Raw genomic sequence first — 16,724 nt, forward strand, 5'->3', positions numbered from 1 at the left:
TCGCCGTCCCCCACCGGGAACGGGGCCGCGGCCGCGGCGCCCGCCCGCGCCGCGTCCGCGCCCCCGTCCCCCGCCCTCCCCCTGTCCGGCAACGACGCAATTTCCGGGAGAGTCCCCCGTGAGAACCGTGAAACCCCTGCCGACCGGCCGGCTGGCCGGAAAACGCATAGGCGTCCTGATGGAGAGCGACTTCGTCGAGGACGAGATCGCCTACTACCGGCGGCGCTTCGCCGAGGAGGGCGCCGAGGTCCGCCTGCTCACCCGGCTGTGGGGGCAGCCCTCCCTCACCTTCACCGGCCACGAGCACCACGCCCCGCTCGACGTCGACGGGGACCTGGAAGGCGCGGACTACCACGAACTGCTCCAGTACTCCGCGCTGATCGTCCCCGCGGGCAGCGTCGCGGACCGGCTGCGCTTCAGCGAGGACGTCGAGCAGACACCCCCCGCGCTGGAACTCCTGCGCCGCGCCTTCCGCATCCCCAGCCTGGTCAAGGCGTTCTCCTGCCACGGGCTGCAACTGCTCGCCGCCGCACCCGAACTGATCCGGGACAGGCCCGTCACCTGCCACAACAACCTGGCCGCCGACGTACGCAACATGGGCGGCGTCTACCTCAACCAGGACCTCGTGGTGGACCGCGACCTGGTGACCTCCCGCACCGCCGACCACTGCCACCTGCTGGCCCGCACCGTCATCGAACGGCTCTCCGTCCCGGCGCGGAGCACCGAGTGAACACCGCCCTGCCCTTCTCCTTCTCCGACCTCACCGCCGGCTACGTCACCGGCCACCAGGGCTCCCGCTTCACCCTGCGCACCCTGGACGGACGCGACGTCACCCTCCACCTCACCGAGACCACCACCGCCCAGCGGCTGCGCAACCTCGGCGAGCCCTACCACGACGTGAGCGCGCGGATCGGGGAACACCTGTCCCCCGGAGCCCTGGTCTTCGCCCACGGCCCCGTCTACCCGGACGGGGCGGACCTGTACTTCCAGGCCGACCGGCTGGTGTTCGCCGGGGACGCCGCCACCGCGCACCCCTACCAGGAACCCGGCTGGTGGACACGCCAGCTGGACCAGCTGGCGAAGTTCTACCGCCGCTCCCAGTTCGGCGACGGCCCCGCCGACTTCGCCCACTACCGCACCCAGGTCCGCGGCTGCGGGCACCGCACCGCGCACCACGTCCAGGAGAGCGACACCATCTCCCGCCTCGTCTACGGGATGGCCACCGCCTACATGCTCACCGGCAACGAGGAGTACCTGGAGGTCGCCGAGCGCGGCTCCCAGTACCTCCACGACCACCTGCGCTTCCACGACGAGGCAGAAGACACCGTCTACTGGTACCACGGCGTCGACGTCGAGGGCGGCGGGGAGCGCAAGCTGTTCGCCTCCGAGTTCGGCGACGACTACCGCGCGATCCCCGCCTACGAACAGATCTACGCCCTCGTCGGCCTCGCCCAGACCTACCGCGTCACCGGCAGCCCCGTCATCAAGGCGGACATCGAAGGAACGGTCAGACTCTTCGACAAGTACTTCCACGACCCCCGCCTGGGCGGCTACTACTCCCACATCGACCCGGTCACCCTCAGCCCGCACCACGACGGACTCGGCCCCAACCGCTCCCGCAAGAACTGGAACTCCGTCGGCGACCACGCCCCCGCCTACCTCATCAACCTGTACCTCGCCACCGGCGAGGACCGCTACCGGCGGATGCTGGAACACACCTGCGACATGATCGCCGTCCACCTCCCCGACCGCGGCCCCGACCCCAGCCCGTTCGTCAACGAGCGCTTCCACGGCGACTGGACCCCCGACCACACCTGGGGCTGGCAGCAGAACCGCGCGGTGGTCGGCCACAACCTGAAGATCGCCTGGAACCTGACGCGGACCGGCGCCGCCCTGCCCAAACGCGAATACCGCCGCCTCGCCGAACAACTCGCCCACACCATGCCCGCCGTCGGCCGCGACGGCCAGCGCGGCGGCTGGTACGACCTCCTGCAACGCGAGGCCGACAACGGCCGGCACGCCTTCGTCTGGCACAACCGCAAAACCTGGTGGCAGCAGGAACAGGCCATCCTCGCCTACCTGGTCCTCGCCGGACACACCCGCGAGGACCACTACCTGCACCACGCCCACGAGGCCGCCGCGTTCTACAACGCCTTCTTCCTCGACCACGACGAGGGCGGCGTGCACTTCACCGTCCTCGCCGACGGCATGCCCTTCCTCATGGGCGACGAACGCCTCAAGGGCAACCACGCGATGGCGATGTACCACAAAGCCGAACTCTGCTACCTCGCCGAGGTCTACACCCGGCTGCTGGTCCGCGGCGAGAGCCTGGACCTCTGGTTCAGGCCCCGCGGCGACGCCGACTACCCCGGCGCCCTGCTGCGGGTGGCCCCCGACCTGCTGCCGCCCGGCCGCGTCGAACTGCAGCACGTCCTCATCGACGGAGCCCCCTGGAGCGACTTCGACGCCGAGGCCATGACCGTCCGCCTGCCCGCGCACGACAGGGCGATGACGGTACGGGTACGCCTGCGCCCGACGGAACGCCCGTGAACGCCCCCCCGACCCGCACCACGCCGCCACCGCGCCCCGCACCGCCCGCGCCGCCCGCGCCGGCGGTCCTGCCCGGCGACCCGCTGCGCCCGGGAGCGTCCCCCACCGCCGCCGGCGTCACGTTCACGGTCAACTCGCCGACCGCGCACGCCATGTGGCTGGTCCTGCTGGACGCCGCGCACGGCGGGATCCTGCGCGAGATCCGCTTCCCCGAGGAGTACCGCACCGGCGACGTCTTCACCATGACCGTCCCCGGCCTGGACCCGCGCGCCGTCCACTACGCCTTCCGCGCCCAGCACTCCCCCGGCACCCCGCCCGGACCGCTCCTGCTCGACCCCTACGCCAAAGCCCTCGCCGGAGGCGAGCACTGGGGACAGCGGCCCGCCTACCGCTCGAAGATCGTCCACGACGACTTCGACTGGCAGGACGTGCCGCACCCCCGCATCGCCCCGCAGGACCTGGTCGTCTACGAGCTGCACGTGCGCGGCTTCACCCGCCACCCCTCCGCCGCCGTGCGACACCCCGGCACCTTCGCCGGCCTGCGCGAGAAGATCCCCTACCTGCGCGCCCTGGGCGTCAACTGCGTCGAACTCATGCCCGTCCTCGAATTCGACGAGACCGACAACCCCTTCACCGACCCCGCCACCGGAGCGCCGCTGCCCGACTACTGGGGCTACAACCCGGTCGCGTTCTTCGCCCCCAAGGCCGCCTACGCCGCCGACCCCTGGGGACCGGGCCCCGTGCGCGAACTGAAGGAACTCGTCCGGGAACTGCACCGCGCCGGCATCGAGGTGATCCTCGACGTCGTCCTCAACCACACCGCCGAGGGCGACCACCGCGGCCCCACCCTGTCCCTGCGCGCGCTCCACGACACGGCGTACTACCTCCACGACCACGACGGCTCCTACCTGAACCTCACCCGCACCGGCAACACCGTCAACGCCAACCACCCCGTCACCCGCGCCCTGCTCCTGGACTGCCTGCGCCACTGGGCGAGCGAGTTCCGCGTCGACGGCTTCCGCTTCGACATGGCCCCCATCCTCACCCGCGGCCAGGACGGCCGGCCACTGGACAACCCGCCCCTGCTGGAAGCCATCTCCCACGACCCCGTCCTCGCGCACTGCAAACTCATCGCCGAACCCTTCGACGCCAGCGGACTCGACCTGGTCGGCCGCTTCCCCTCCCACGGACGGTGGATGGAGTGGAACAGCCGCTTCCAGTACGCGGTACGGCGCTTCCTCACCGGCACCGGCGACGGGGGCGAGGAACTCGCCCACCGGATGGCCGGCTCCCCCGACCTCTACGGCCGACGCGGCCACCGCGCCTCCGTCAACCTCCTCACCAGCCACGACGGATTCACCCTCGCCGACTGGACCTCCTACGACCACCCCCACAACGAGGCGAACGGCGAACGGGGCGAGGACGGCCCCCGCGACAACGCCAGCTGGAACGCCGGCTGCGAAGGCCCCAGCGAGGACCCCGCCGTCCTGCGGCTGCGCTCCCAGCAGATCCGCAACGCCCTGCTGCTCCTGCTCACCGCGCCCGGCGTGCCGATGCTCACCGCCGGCGACGAGTTCGGCCGCACCCAGCACGGCAACAACAACGCCTACAGCCAGGACAACGCCACCGGCTGGCTCGACTGGACACTGGCCGACACCAACGCCCACCAACTCGCCTTCGTCCGCGCCTGCCTCGCCCTGCGCGCCGCCCACCCCGTCCTGCGCCGCCCCGCCCGCGCGCCCGGCGACACACCCCCCGGCTGGCCCTACCCCGCGCTGAGCCGGCACGGCGAACTGCCCTGGCGCGGCGAGGACCCCGCCGCCGAGGGCCTGCTCGCCCTGCTGGCACACCACCAGGACGACGACGCGACGACCACCGCGGACACCGTGTTCCTCGCCGCCAACACCCGCGGCCACACCCGCGCCGTCCACCCGCCCCCGCCCCCCGCCGGCACCCGCTGGCACCTGTTCGCCGACACCTCCGCACCCCCCGGCCAGGACATCAACCCACCCGGCGCGCCCCCCGGCCCCGCCCTCGCCGGCCCCCTGACACTGGCCGGCCACAGCGTCACGGTCCTCGTGGCGCACCCCGCAGAGACAGGTGACGAACGTGACCTTTGAGGCCTACTACGGCATCACCGGCTCCACCGCGACGATCCACCTCACCGGCGAACTGCCCGAACGACGGGTACCCGCCCTGCGCGGCCTCGTCGAACAAGCCCTGCAACGCCCGCTGAACCGCCTCGTCCTGCGCGTACACGGCCTGCGCTCCATCTGCGCCGGCGGCGTGCGCTGCCTCGCCCACACCCAGCAACTCCTCCCCCGGGGCGCGCAGATCACCGTCGACGGCGCGGGAACGGCCGTACGGCGCGCCCTGACCGCCGCCGGCCTCGACACCGCCATGACCCTCACCGACGACCCCACCCACACCACCGGCCCCGCCGGCGCCTGACCCCCCGCCCACGCCGCCCCGCCGCAGCGGCCCGCCCGGCCCGCCCGGCGGCGGCGGGCGCCCGGCCCACCCCGCCGCGACGCCCGTCCCGACCGTGACCGTGACCGTCCTGATCGTCCTGACCGAACGACCGAGGGAGAACTCCGGTAATGAAGGCTGTTGTGATGGCGGGCGGTGAGGGGACACGGCTGCGGCCGATGACCTCCGACCTGCCCAAGCCGCTGCTTCCCGTCGCCGACCGTCCCATCATGGAGCACGTGCTGCGGCTGCTGCGCAGGCACGGCCTGCGCGAGACGGTGGTGACCGTCCAGTTCCTGGCCCCGCTCGTCCAGGAGCAGTTCGGGGACGGCTCCGCGCTCGGGATGTCACTGACCTACGCGCGGGAGGACAGCCCGCTGGGCACCGCCGGCAGCGTGAAGAACGCCCAGGAGCAGCTGGGCGGCGCCCCGTTCGTCGTCATATCGGGCGACGCGCTGACCGACATCGACCTCGGCGACCTGATCCGGTTCCACCGGGAGAAGGGCGCCCTGGTCACCGTGTGCCTCACCCGGGTCCCCGACCCGCTGGAGTTCGGCATCACCATCACCGACGACCAGGGCCGGGTGGAGCGCTTCCTGGAGAAGCCCACCTGGGGGCAGGTGTTCTCGGACACCGTCAACACGGGCATCTACGTGATGGAGCCGCAGGTCCTGGACCACGTGGCCGCCGGGGAGAGCGTCGACTGGGCCGGCGACGTGTTCCCCCGGCTGCTGGCGCAGGGCCACCCGGTGTACGGGTACGTGGCCGAGGGCTACTGGGAGGACGTCGGCACCCACGGCAGCTACCTGAAGGCCCAGGCCGACGTCCTGGAGGGACGCGTGCGGGTGGACCTGCCCGGCTTCGAGGTCGCCCCCGGCGTGCGGGTGGCCGCCACCGCCCAGGTCGACCCGGCGGCCGTCCTGGAGGGGCCGCTCTACATCGGCGCCCACGCCCAGGTCGGCGCCGGGGCCCGGCTGGGCCAGCACACGGTGGTCGGCAGCCACGCCGTCATCGAGCAGGGCGCCGTCCTGCAGCGCGCCGTGGTGCACCCGCACGCCTACGTCGGCCCGCGCGCCGCCCTGCGCGGCGCGGTCGTGGGGCGCGGCGCCGTCCTGCACAGCGGCACCCGCGTCGAGGAGGGCGCCGTCCTGGGGTCCGGCTGCGTGCTGGAGGAGGACTCCTGCGTCACGGGGGGCGTCCTCGTCTACCCGGGCAAGAGCGTCGAGGCGGGCACCGTCGTCAGCGACTGCCTGATCTGGGACTCCCGCCGCGCGAAGTCCGTGTTCGGCTCCCGCGGCGTGCGCGGCACGCTGAACACCGAGATCACCACCGAACTCGCGGTCCGCCTGGCCGGCGCGTACGCCACGACCCTGTCCCTGGGCGCCCACGTGGCCATCGCCCGCGACCACGGCACACCCGCGCAGGTCCTGGCACCCGCGATGATCTGCGCGCTGCGCGCCGCCGGCGTCGGGGTGCGGGACCTGGGGCACGTGCCGCTGCCCGTCGCCCGCCGCGAGAGCGCCGCCGGCTGCGACGGCGCGATCGTGGTGACCACCACGCCGGGCACGCCCGAGAGCGTCGACATCGTGTTCCTCGGCGCGGACGGCACCGACCTGCCGCAGGGCGCGCAGCGCGCCCTGGACCGCGTCTTCGGGCGCCGGGAGTACCGGCGGGTGCTGGCCGGGGAGCTGGGCTGCCTGAACACCTCGCCCGCGTCGGTGGAGGACTACGCGCGCGAACTCGCCGAGCGCGTCGACGTGTCCGCGATCGCCGAACGGCGGCTGAAAGTGGTCGTCGACGCCGCGTGCGGGAGCGCCGCGCTCGTCCTGCCCTCGGTCCTGGGACGCATCGGCGTCGAGGCGCTCACCGTCAACAGCGGCCTGATGCCGTCGGCGTGCACGCAGACGGCCTCGGAGCGCGCCGCCGCCATGCGCACCCTGGGCCATCTGGTCGCCGCCTCCCGCGCGGCGTTCGGCGTGCGCTTCGACTCCGCGGGCGAACGCCTGTGGATCGTCGACGAACTCGGCCGGGAGGTCGGCGACGACGCCGCGCTGCTGCTGATGGTGCGACTGGTCACGGCCGAACTCGGCGGCGGCACCGTCGCGCTGCCGGTCACCGCCAGCCGGGTCGCGGAGTCCGCGGCCGCCGCGCACGGGGGACGGATCCGGTGGACCGCCACCGCCCCCGGGGAGCTCGCCCGCCGCGCCGCCCAGGACGCGGCCGTGCTGGCCGCCGACGGCGAGGGCGCGTTCATCCTGCCGGAGTTCTCCCCGCACGCCGACGGCATCGCCGCGTTCGTACGCCTGGCCGGACTGCTCGCCCGCGACGGCGCGCCGCTGAGCGAACTCCTCTCGTCACTGCCGCGGGCCCACGTCCGCAGCCGGGACCTGCCCACGGCCTGGCAGGACAAGGGCCAGGTCATGCGGACGGTGGTGGAGGCGGCCAGCGGACGCGCCATCGACACCACCGACGGAGTACGGGTCCTGGAGGACGACGGACGGTGGGCACTGGTCCTGCCCGACTCCGTCTCCGCCGTCACCCGCCTGTGGGCCGAAGGCCCCGACCCCGCGTCCGCGGACGCGCTCCTGGACGAATGGTGCGAAGCCGTGGGCCAGCCCATCGCCTGACCACCCCCGCATCCCCGCACCCCCGCACCCCGCGCCCCGACCGGGCTGCCCGCCGGTCACGGCCGCCGACGCGCGGGTGCCCCTCCCCCGGCCCGGCCGGCCACGGAAGGGGCACCCGCGCGTCGCCGCGCCCCGCCCCGGACCGGACCGCCCCGGACCGCCGCGGATCCCCACGGACCGCCGCGCCGCCGGGTGCCGGGCCGCCGCAGGCCGCGGCCCCGCCGCGGCGCGGTCGCGGCGCGGTCGCGGCGGGGCCCGGTCGTGGCGGGGCCCGGTCGTGGCGGGGCCCGGTCGTGGCGGCGGGGTGGGCGGGGGTCAGCCGGTGCCGGCCTCGGCGGCGCGGCCGATCGCGTCGTCGAGCTGCGCGCGGGAGGGCACGCCGTCGATCCGCCAGGACCCGATGACCACGACGGGCACCATCGTGACGCCCGCGCTCGCGCGGGCGGCGGCCTCCGCCTGGCGGTGCAGGCGCGCGTAGCGCGCGGACAGGATCGCCGAGCGGTAGGCCAGGGGGTCCAGGCCCGCCCGGCGGGCCAGGGCGGTGAGGACGACGGGGTCGGAGATGTCCTGCCAGTCGTGGAAGTAGGCGTGGAAGACGAGGTCGCTGTAGGCGGGTTCGGCGCCCTGTTCGAGGGCGTACTGGTAGCCCGTGAACGCCATCCGCGCGCGGCGCAGCGGGGTGCCGGGCGGTCCGGGCAGGGGTACGCCGTGCCGGCGGGCGAGCGGGCGCACCGAGTTCTCCCACACTCCCCGGGGGTACTCCCCCGCTTCCTCGACGCAGTGCGGGTTGACCTCGAAGGGGTGCAGGGTGGTCCTGGTGTCGGTGCCCGCGCCGGTGACGGCGCGGGCGAGGAGCTGGCGGGTGATCAGGCTGTAGGGGCAGATGTAGTCGAACCAGACGTCGATGTCGACGGTCACCGGGTGTCTCCGTGGGTCGGGTCCCCGCTCGCGGGCACCGGTGCCCGCGCCGCCACCGGCGGCGCCGCCACGGGCGGCGGCGGTACGGGTACGGCGGGGGCGGGCGGCGGTACGGGGGTGTCGGGCGGGGTGTGGCGGGGGGTGGCGAAGCGCCGCATGAGGGGGCGTTCGAAGGCCGTGTGCAGGATCCAGGCCAGCAGCAGGGTGAGGGCCGCGCTCGCCGCCAGCAGCGCGGCCGCGGCGGGGGTGCTCCAGGCGCGGCCCTCACCGAGGGCGCGGTGGCCGTAGACCTGGACGAGGCGGTGGGTGAGGTAGAAGGCGAAGGAGAGTTCGCCCAGGCGCAGCATCAGCGGCGCGCGCAGCGGGCGGGCGCGGGGGCCGGCCCTGCGCCTCCCCGCGAGGGGGGTGGTGGGGGTGGTGGGGGTGGCGGGGGTGGCGGGGGTGCGGGTGTCGGCCGCGGCGGCGGCGGTGATCAGCCAGGTGACGGGGACGAGGGTGACGGCGGCCAGGCCGTAGTCGAAGGGGGCCCGCAGGGCGAGGGCGTAGGCGCCGGCCAGGGCGAGGGTGGCGGTGGGGGTGCCGGGGCCCTTCCAGCGGCCGGTGGCGACGATGCGTGCCATCACCATGCCGAGGACGAATTCCAGGGCGCGTACCGGCGGGAAGGCGAAGACGAACCAGTAGTGCTGTTCGGAGACCGGCAGCCAGGTCATGTGGGGTGTGGCGGGCAGGAGGGCGCCGGCCAGCGGCGGGACGCACAGGACGGCCGCGGTGAGGGCGCCCGCGCAGGGCCACAGGCGCGCGGGGCGGATCCGGCGCACGGCGGGCAGCAGGGCGGGGAAGGCGAGGTAGAACAGCGCCTCGCAGGCGAGGGACCAGCTGACGGGGTTGACGCCGAGGATGACGTCGACGTCCGGGGTCCAGGTCTGGACGAGGAGGAGGTTGCGCAGGACGCCGGGGCGGGGCTGGCCGGCGCGGGCCATCAGGGCGAGGGCGGCGAGGGCGGTCAGCAGGTGGCTGGGGTAGATCTTGAAGAAGCGCCGGCGCCAGAAGCGGCGGGCGCTGTCGTGGGGGCGGGCGGACCAGGTGAGCAGGAAGCCGCTGAGGACGAAGAAGAAGGAGACGCCGACCCAGCCGGCCTTGCTGAACAGCTGGGAGAAGCGGGCGCCGGCGTCGGGGTCGCGGAAGGCGTTCTCGTAGGTGGCGTGGAAGCAGAACACGAGCAGGGCGGCGACGAAGCGCAGGGCGGTCAGGGACGGCAGCCGCCCGGGCGCGCCCGGGCCGGCGAGGTCGGCGCGGGCGGGCGTCACCGGGGCCGCCCGGTGCGCGGGGCCGTACCACTGCCGGTGCCCGGGCCGGGGCCGGTGCCGGGGCCGGGGCCGGTGCCGGGGCCGGTGCCGGTGCGGGTGGGGGTGGGGGTGGGGCGGGGGGCGAGGGCCAGGGCGAGGAGGGCGAGGAGGGTGACGGCGGCCAGGGCGGCGGCGAAGGCGTCCTGGTGGGCGCCGGCGCCGGTGCGGCCGCCGAGCGCGCGGGAGAACACGAGCGCGGTGACGGTGATGCCCAGGGACATGCCGATCTGGGCGGCGGTCTCCATCGCGCCGGAGACGGCCGCGCTGTCGCGGGCGGGGGTGTCGCGCAGGACCGCGGCGAACAGGGGGCTGACGCCGAGGCCCTCGCCGAATCCGATGACGGTCAGGGCCGTCATCAGCGTCCAGCGGTCGCCGGCGGTGGCGGGCAGGAGGGTGGCGGCGAGCAGCAGGAGGGTCCCGGCGGCGTTGACGGTGTATCCGATGGCGAGGACGTGGGCCTGGTAGGGGGGTTTCAGGCGGGGCGCGAGCAGGGACGCGGCGACGAAGGCGCAGGCCAGGGGGGTGAAGGTGAGGGCGGCTTGGAGGGGTGGGTATCGCAGGCCGTCCTGCAGGAGCAGGGTGAGGGTGAAGAAGAGGCCGGCGTTGCCGGCGAAGAACGCCAGCGCGGTGGCGCCGCCGCGGCGCACGGCGGGGTCGCGCAGGAGGGCGGGGGGCAGGAGGGGGGTGCCGCCGCGGGCGTGCAGGGCGCGTTCGTGGCGGTGGAAGGCGGCGAGGGCGGGCAGCGACAGGAGGGGCAGGGTCCAGGTCCAGGCGGGCCGGGCGGGGCCGGTGGCGTGGAGGAGGGGGAGGGTGAGGAGCAGGAGGGCGCAGGTGAGCAGGAGGACGCCGGTGAGGTCGAGCCTGGCGGGGCGCCGTCGCGGGGTGCGGGGCAGGGTGAACGCGGCGGCGGTGAAAAGCAGGGCGCCGGCGGGGACGTTGACGAGGAAGGCCGTCCGCCAGGAGAGGCCGAAGGGGTCGGCGGCGAGCAGGACGCCGCCGAGGAGCTGGCCGGTGACGGAGGCCGCGCCGATGGTGGCGCCGAAGGCGGCGAAGGCGCGGTCGCGGCGGCGGCCGGTGTAGGAGGTCTGGAGGAGGGCGAGGACCTGGGGGTAGAGGACGGCCGCGCCCAGGGCCTGCAGGAGGCGCAGGCCGATGAGGGCGGTGGCGGAGGTGGCGAGGCCGCAGGCCAGTGACGCGGTGGTGAACAGGGCCAGGCCCGCGAGGAAGGCCCCGCGGTGGCCGTGGAGGTCGCCGAGGCGTCCGGTGGTGATGAGGAGCAGGCCGTAGGCCAGGACGTATCCGGAGATGACGAGTTCGCTCTGGGTGAGGCCGGTGTGCAGGGAGGTGCGGATGGTGGGGGCGGCGACGTTGAGGATGAAGGAGTCCATGACGGTCATGAACGCGCCGCCCAGGAGCACGGGCAGCAGCACGCGGCCGCGGGCGGCCCCCGCGCCGTCCTCGGCGGGGACCGCCGGGGCGCCGCCCTCGGCGGGGTGCCGGACGGCGGGGGCGCCGGGGGCGCCGGGGGCGGCGGGGGCCGGGGCGGGGTGGGGGCCGGTGGTGGGGGTCCGGGCCGGGGGGCGGGCCGGGGGCGGTTCCTTGACCGCCCTGGTGGCCGCGGGTGTGTCCGCCACGGGATTCTCAGCTCCTCGCAGGTCCGCCGGAAGGGTGAGCCCTCACCCTCGGGCCCGGGGGGCGCGGGCACAACGGGGACTTGCGCAAGGTGTGCCCGGGTGGGGCGCGCCCCCGGGCGTGGGGTGTGTCCGGGCGGGGGTGCGCGTGCTCAGGTGGGGTTGGCGGACACGCCGCGCAGGACCAGGCGCCAGAGCTGGGCGAGTTGGGCGTCGGCGCTCTGGTGTTCGGTGTGGGGGACGCGGCAGCGGATGTGCGTCTCGGCGCCGGCGACGAGGTGGGCGACGAGGGCGGCGACGGTGCGCAGGTCGGTGCCGGGGCGCAGTTCGCCGTCCCGGGCCTGTTCGAGGAGTTCGTCGACGGTGTGTGTCCAGGCCGGGTACCAGGCGGTGGCGGCGGTGGTGGCGGGCATTTCCCGGGTGAGGCGGGCGGCGGCCCGTACGCTTGCCTCCTTCTCCAGGAGGCGGGCGAGTTCGAGGGTCAGCGCTATGACGCTCTGCAGGGCGGGCGCGGGGTGGGCGGCCACGCGTGTGACGACGTCCTGGGTGGCCGAGCGGCCCAGGCGCTGGACGGCGACGGCGAGTTCGCCCTTGGTGCGGAAGTGGAAGGTCAGGGCGCCCATGGAGATGCCGGCCGTCTCGCTGATGCGGGCGAGGCTGGTGCCTTCGTAGCCGGCGCGGTCGAATTCCACGGCGGCGGCCTTCACCAGGGCGTGCCGGGTGCGTGCCGCCCGTTCCTGCTTCACCACGGTGTGGCTCCCGTCTGCGCGCGCCGGCGGGGGCGGCCCGGGGCGGGCGCGTACGGGAGGAGGGCCCAGGCGGCCGGGGCGGGGCGCGGTGGCGGGGACGGCGGACGGCGGGGCGAGGACCGGCGGCGGGAGGGCGGCGGAGCGCCGCACACCGGGCGCGCCGGGTGTTCCGGGTGTTCCGGGTGCGCCGGGTGTTCCGGGTGCGCCGGGTGTTCCGGGTGCGGGGTGCGGGGTGCACATCCGGCCGGTGGTGCGTGTGCGGCCCTCAGATGTGCTCGTCCCACCACAGATCTCCCCACTGGCCCGCGCGTTCGGTCTGCCGCCCAGCTTTCGACGGCGGGCGGCTGCGGCGCAACGCCGACGTGCGAAAGACGTCCGGACTTCTCCTGCGGGTCCGGTCGTGGGGCGACTTGGCGAAGTTGTAGCAGGCGGCTCCACCCGATTCAAAAACAAAGCGAACGTTCTCTATTATCTTGGGAGGAGCCCAGCCGGGGAGGAAACAGAGGATGGCCGAAGACATGTCCCGCGCGGCGGCCGCGCTCGCCCAGTCGCGCCTCAGCGCCTTCACCGAGGAGCTGTTCGGCCATCTGCCGCGCGCCGACCAGCGCCGCTGGGCCCAGGCGTACCTGCGGGGGCTGCTGGTCACGCCGGGCAAGAAGTCGGTGCGCCGGCTGGCGTCGGCGGTCTCCGACTCCCCGACGGCCTCCCAGTCGCTGCAGCAGTTCATCAACGCGAGCCCGTGGGACTGGCGCCCCGCGCGCCGGGAGCTGACGCGGGTGGTCGAGCAGCACGCCCCGACCGAGGCCTGGTCCGTCGCCGCGGCCGTGCTGCCCAAGCGCGGGGACCACTCGTGCGGCGTCCACCGCCGTTTCGTGCCGTCGGCCGGGCGTACCGTCAACTGCCAGGTGGGGGTGGGGGTGTTCCTGTCCTCGGGCGGGCAGGACGTGCCCGTGGACTGGCGGCTGCTGCTGCCCGACCAGTGGGACGACGACGCGGTGCTGCGCGAGCGCACACGCATCCCGCCCGCCGTCCGCCACCGCCCCCTGTGGGCCCACACCCTCGACCTGGTGGACACCCTCGCCTCCCGCACCTCGCAGGCGCCCGCGCCGGTCGTGGCGGACATGAGCGAGTACCCGGACGCCGGCCGGCTGGTCGAGGGCCTCAGCCGGCGCGGACGCGACTTCGTCATCGCCGTGCCGGGCACCCTGCGGGTGGTGCCCGGCGGACTGCGCGCCGCCGCCCCCGACCTCCACGCCCCCCTCAGCGCCCGCCAGCTGCTGTACCCCTCCGGCACCCGCCACCCGCACACCGCGACGCTCCCCGCCCCCGACCGGCGGCTGCGCAGTGTCCGCATCCTGTCGGGGCTGGCCCGCCTGCACCTCCCGCGCCAGGACGCCCCCGCCGCGCGGCACACCTACCGGCTGTTCACCCAGTGGCGCCCCGGCGGCGGGCAGCAGCCCGCCCGGATGTGGATCACCAACCTCGTGGACCGGCGCATCGACCGGCTGATCGCCCTCTCCCAGCTGCACCGCGGCACGACGACGGCGATGCGCTCCCTGGAGCAGGAGTACGGAATGCTCGACTTCGAGGGCCGCTCCTACCCCGGCTGGCACCACCACATGACACTGGTCTCCGCCGCCTACACCTACAACCGCCTCGTCCACCCGGCCCAGCAACCGGGCGAGCCGGTACACCAGAGCGCCTGAACACCAGAACGCCTGAACGCCCGGACGCCCGGACGCCCGGACATCAGAGCGCCCCGCCCCCGGGGACACCCCGAAAGCGGCCCCCCGCCCGCGCGGGGGCTCCCCCGACAGCCCCCCGCACGGGAGCCGGACACCGCGCGCCCCGCCACACCCAAAGACGCCCGCACCGCCGGCACGCACCAGCCCGCCACCCCGCGCGAACCCCGGAACACCCCACACCCGCCACCCCTCCCCCCGAGCCGCCGCGTCCGGACGGCGGGTGCCCGGGCGTCCGGGCGGCGGGCGGCGGGCGTCCGGGCGTCCCGCACCGAAACAGCGGGCCCCGCACACCCCCCGCGAACCAACCCCCCACCCCCGCACGGACCCCGGCATCCCGCACCCACCGCACCGAAAACACCCGCACCCACCGCACCGGGGACGGCCGACACCCTCCGCCCCGCCACCCCTTCCCCCGAGCCGCCGCGTCCGGACGGCGGGTGCCCGGGCGTCCGGGCGTCCGGGCGGCGGGCGTCCGGGCGTCCCGCACCGAAACAGCGGGCCCCGCACACCCCCCGCGAACCAACCCCCCACCCCCGCACGGACCCCGGCATCCCGCACCCACCGCACCGAAAACACCCGCACCCACCGCACCCACCGGGCCCACCGCACCGGGGACGGCGGACATCCGCACCGCCCCCGTCGAGACACCTTGACGGCGGGGCGGCGGTGGCGGCCGCCGGGGCGGCGTCCGGCCCGCACGGGCACGGCCACGGCCACGGCCACGGCAGGACGGTGCGAGGCCGGGGCCGCGGGGGCGGGGGCGGGGGCGGTCAGGCGGTCAGGCGGTCAGGCGGTCGGGCGCGGGTCGAGGTGCGAGCGGTACCAGCGTGCCGCCTGTGCCGTCCGGGCCAGCACACCGGGGCCGGCCGGGCAGCCCGCCGCCCGCCACACCCGCTCGCTGCGGTACCAGTGGTCGCGGGTGAGCAGCTCCAGCTGCCGGGCGCTCACCCGTCCCGGCCGCGCCCGCAGCCGCTCCAGGCAGGCCTCCCAGGACAGCTCCTCCCGCTGCGCGACCGACGGCAGCACCCCGTGGGCGGCGAGCACCGCCAGCAGGTCCCCCACCCTGACCGGCACGGGATGGCTCGCGTGGTACAGACCACCGCCCACCGCCCGGGACGCGCACGCCAGACGGACGATCAGCCGGCCCAGATCACCGACCGCCACCGCCGACAACAACCCGCGGCCGCCCTCCCACCGGGCCGGCACCCGCTCGACCAGCTCCGCCAGCGCGGGAACGACCCACCGGTCCCCCTCCCCCAGCACCAGGCCCGGCCGCAACACGATCCCTCCCGCCGCCAGGACCGGCCCCTCCCCCGCCAACCGCGTACGGCTCACCACCGAAACGGGCACCGGCTCGACCTCGTCCACACCGATCCCGCTGTGCGGCCCCACCCCGTACACCGCCGCCGTCGAGAGACCCACGATCCGCCCCACCCCCGCCCGAACGGCCTCCCCCACCAACGCCGCGCTCCCCGCGACATTGACCGCCTCGCACATCCCCTCGTCCGCACCGATGTAACTGGCGAGATGCACCAGCACATCCGCCCCCTCACACACCCCGCGCAACGACGCCGGCTCCGCCAGATCCCCCCACACCCACTCCACCACCCCGCCACCCCCCACCGGAGGCCGACGCGACACCACCCGCAACTCCACCCCCCCACCACCCGCGGCACCCGCCCACCCGCGCACCAACCCCTCCAGGACCACCGAACCGACGAACCCCGTCGCCCCGCTCAGCACGATCCTGCGACCCCCCACCCGCCGACCACGCAACGAACGCCACCCACCCGGCCCCAACCCCGGCCCCGGCCCCGGCCCCGGCCCCGGCCCCGGCCCCGGCCCCGGCCCCGGCGACACGGCACCCCCGGCAGACCACGCCACACCACCCCCACCCGCGCTCCCCCACCACACTCGCGCCGACCTCCCCCCGAACAAAACGAACACCCTCCATTCAACCGGCCGCGACCACCCACCACCAGAGCCCACCCGGCAATCCGCACCACCCCACCACCCGAACCCACACCCGGGGCCGCACCCGGGGCCGGGTGCGGGTGCGGGGCCGCACCCGGGGCCGGGTGCGGGTGCGGGGCCGCACCCGGGGCCGGGTGCGGGTGCGGGGCCGAGCCCGGGGCCGGGGCCGGGGCCGGGGCCGGCCACCGAACCACCCCGCCACCCCCGCCGCGGGAAGCCGCGACGGACGCACGGCGCAAGGACACAAAGGCACCCCGCGGACCCGCCCGGCCCACCCGCCACCACCGGACAGACACCCCGCAACCACCCGCCGAGCCCGGCCGGCGGGCACCACCCGCAACACCGCCGCCACCCGACACCGGACACCGGACGACGGCCCCCGCCACCCCCGACCACGGAACCAGGCAACGCCCGAACACCGACCCCACCGGCCGACAGCACCCCGGGACCAGCCACGACCCGCACAGCGGACAGCGGACAGCACCCGGACCGAACAGCGCCGGCCCCGGACCAACAGCGCACCACCCCCCGCAGCCAGGACCCGGCCCCGACGACCAGAGCCGCGAGAACCGGACAGCACCCCCCGCAGACGGAGACGGAGACGGGACCAACGGCGACCCCGCCGGCCGGCCCCGCCGGCGCACCACCCCGAACCGAAACGGACAGCGCCCCCGGCCACCGGCCACCCGACCCCGCTCACCCCGCCGAGACCCGA

At 75.5% G+C, this 16,724-nt stretch carries 11 protein-coding genes; 6 read left to right on the plus strand and 5 right to left on the minus strand.

Annotated elements, in window-relative coordinates:
* Positions 1-118 precede the first annotated feature (118 nt).
* The 5 genes from KSE_RS00455 (at position 119) to KSE_RS00475 (ending at position 7,646) form a co-directional block, all read left to right on the plus strand.
* A complete protein-coding gene (locus tag KSE_RS00455; protein ID WP_014133266.1) occupies positions 119-730 on the plus strand; it encodes a DJ-1/PfpI family protein in 612 nt (203 codons plus the stop codon).
* Positions 727-2,550, plus strand: a complete 1,824-nt coding sequence (locus KSE_RS00460; protein ID WP_014133267.1) for an AGE family epimerase/isomerase — start codon at positions 727-729, stop codon at positions 2,548-2,550. Before KSE_RS00455 ends, KSE_RS00460 begins: the two co-directional genes overlap by 4 nt.
* Positions 2,547-4,670, plus strand: coding sequence for a glycogen debranching protein (locus KSE_RS45515; protein WP_014133268.1), 2,124 nt, complete (start codon positions 2,547-2,549; stop codon positions 4,668-4,670). Before KSE_RS00460 ends, KSE_RS45515 begins: the two co-directional genes overlap by 4 nt.
* Complete coding sequence (locus KSE_RS00470) at positions 4,660-5,001, plus strand: STAS domain-containing protein (RefSeq protein ID WP_014133269.1); 342 nt, start codon at positions 4,660-4,662, stop codon at positions 4,999-5,001. The genes KSE_RS45515 and KSE_RS00470 overlap by 11 nt, the downstream gene beginning before the upstream one ends.
* 149 nt (positions 5,002-5,150) lie before the next feature.
* Positions 5,151-7,646, plus strand: coding sequence for a sugar phosphate nucleotidyltransferase (locus KSE_RS00475; RefSeq protein ID WP_014133270.1), 2,496 nt, complete (start codon positions 5,151-5,153; stop codon positions 7,644-7,646).
* A 315-nt stretch (positions 7,647-7,961) separates the two neighbouring features.
* On the opposite strand, the gene KSE_RS00480 is transcribed toward KSE_RS00475, so the two are convergent.
* From KSE_RS00480 to KSE_RS00495, 4 genes are all read right to left on the minus strand, one after another.
* A complete protein-coding gene (locus KSE_RS00480; RefSeq protein WP_014133271.1) occupies positions 7,962-8,564 on the minus strand; it encodes a DsbA family oxidoreductase in 603 nt (200 codons plus the stop codon).
* Positions 8,561-9,871, minus strand: a complete 1,311-nt coding sequence (locus tag KSE_RS00485) for an acyltransferase family protein (RefSeq protein ID WP_014133272.1) — start codon at positions 9,869-9,871, stop codon at positions 8,561-8,563. The genes KSE_RS00480 and KSE_RS00485 overlap by 4 nt, the downstream gene beginning before the upstream one ends.
* Positions 9,868-11,544, minus strand: a complete 1,677-nt coding sequence (locus KSE_RS00490) for an MFS transporter (protein WP_014133273.1) — start codon at positions 11,542-11,544, stop codon at positions 9,868-9,870. The genes KSE_RS00485 and KSE_RS00490 overlap by 4 nt, the downstream gene beginning before the upstream one ends.
* Before the next feature lie 149 nt (positions 11,545-11,693).
* Entirely contained in the window at positions 11,694-12,290 is a 597-nt protein-coding gene (locus tag KSE_RS00495) for a ScbR family autoregulator-binding transcription factor (protein ID WP_014133274.1), read from the minus strand.
* 506 nt (positions 12,291-12,796) lie between these two features.
* On the opposite strand from KSE_RS00495, the gene KSE_RS00500 reads away from it, so the two are divergent.
* Entirely contained in the window at positions 12,797-13,996 is a 1,200-nt protein-coding gene (locus tag KSE_RS00500) for an IS701 family transposase (protein ID WP_014133275.1), read from the plus strand.
* A gap of 825 nt (positions 13,997-14,821) precedes the next feature.
* Here KSE_RS00500 and KSE_RS46160 read toward each other — a convergent pair.
* The gene (locus KSE_RS46160) at positions 14,822-16,534 is read right to left on the minus strand and encodes an NAD-dependent epimerase/dehydratase family protein (protein ID WP_331457801.1); all 1,713 of its coding nucleotides are present in this window, start codon (positions 16,532-16,534) and stop codon (positions 14,822-14,824) included.
* Between the last annotated feature and the right edge of the window lie 190 nt (positions 16,535-16,724).

This window comes from Kitasatospora setae KM-6054 (genome assembly GCF_000269985.1).
Taxonomy (GTDB): domain Bacteria; phylum Actinomycetota; class Actinomycetes; order Streptomycetales; family Streptomycetaceae; genus Kitasatospora; species Kitasatospora setae.

What these genes read in the sequence shown, in the direction of transcription:
- KSE_RS00500 (WP_014133275.1), top strand. Translation starts at nt 12,797, where the DNA reads ATGGCCGAAGACATGTCCCGCGCGGCGGCCGCGCTCGCCCAGTCGCGC.
- KSE_RS00475 (WP_014133270.1), top strand. Translation starts at nt 5,151, where the DNA reads ATGAAGGCTGTTGTGATGGCGGGCGGTGAGGGGACACGGCTGCGGCCG.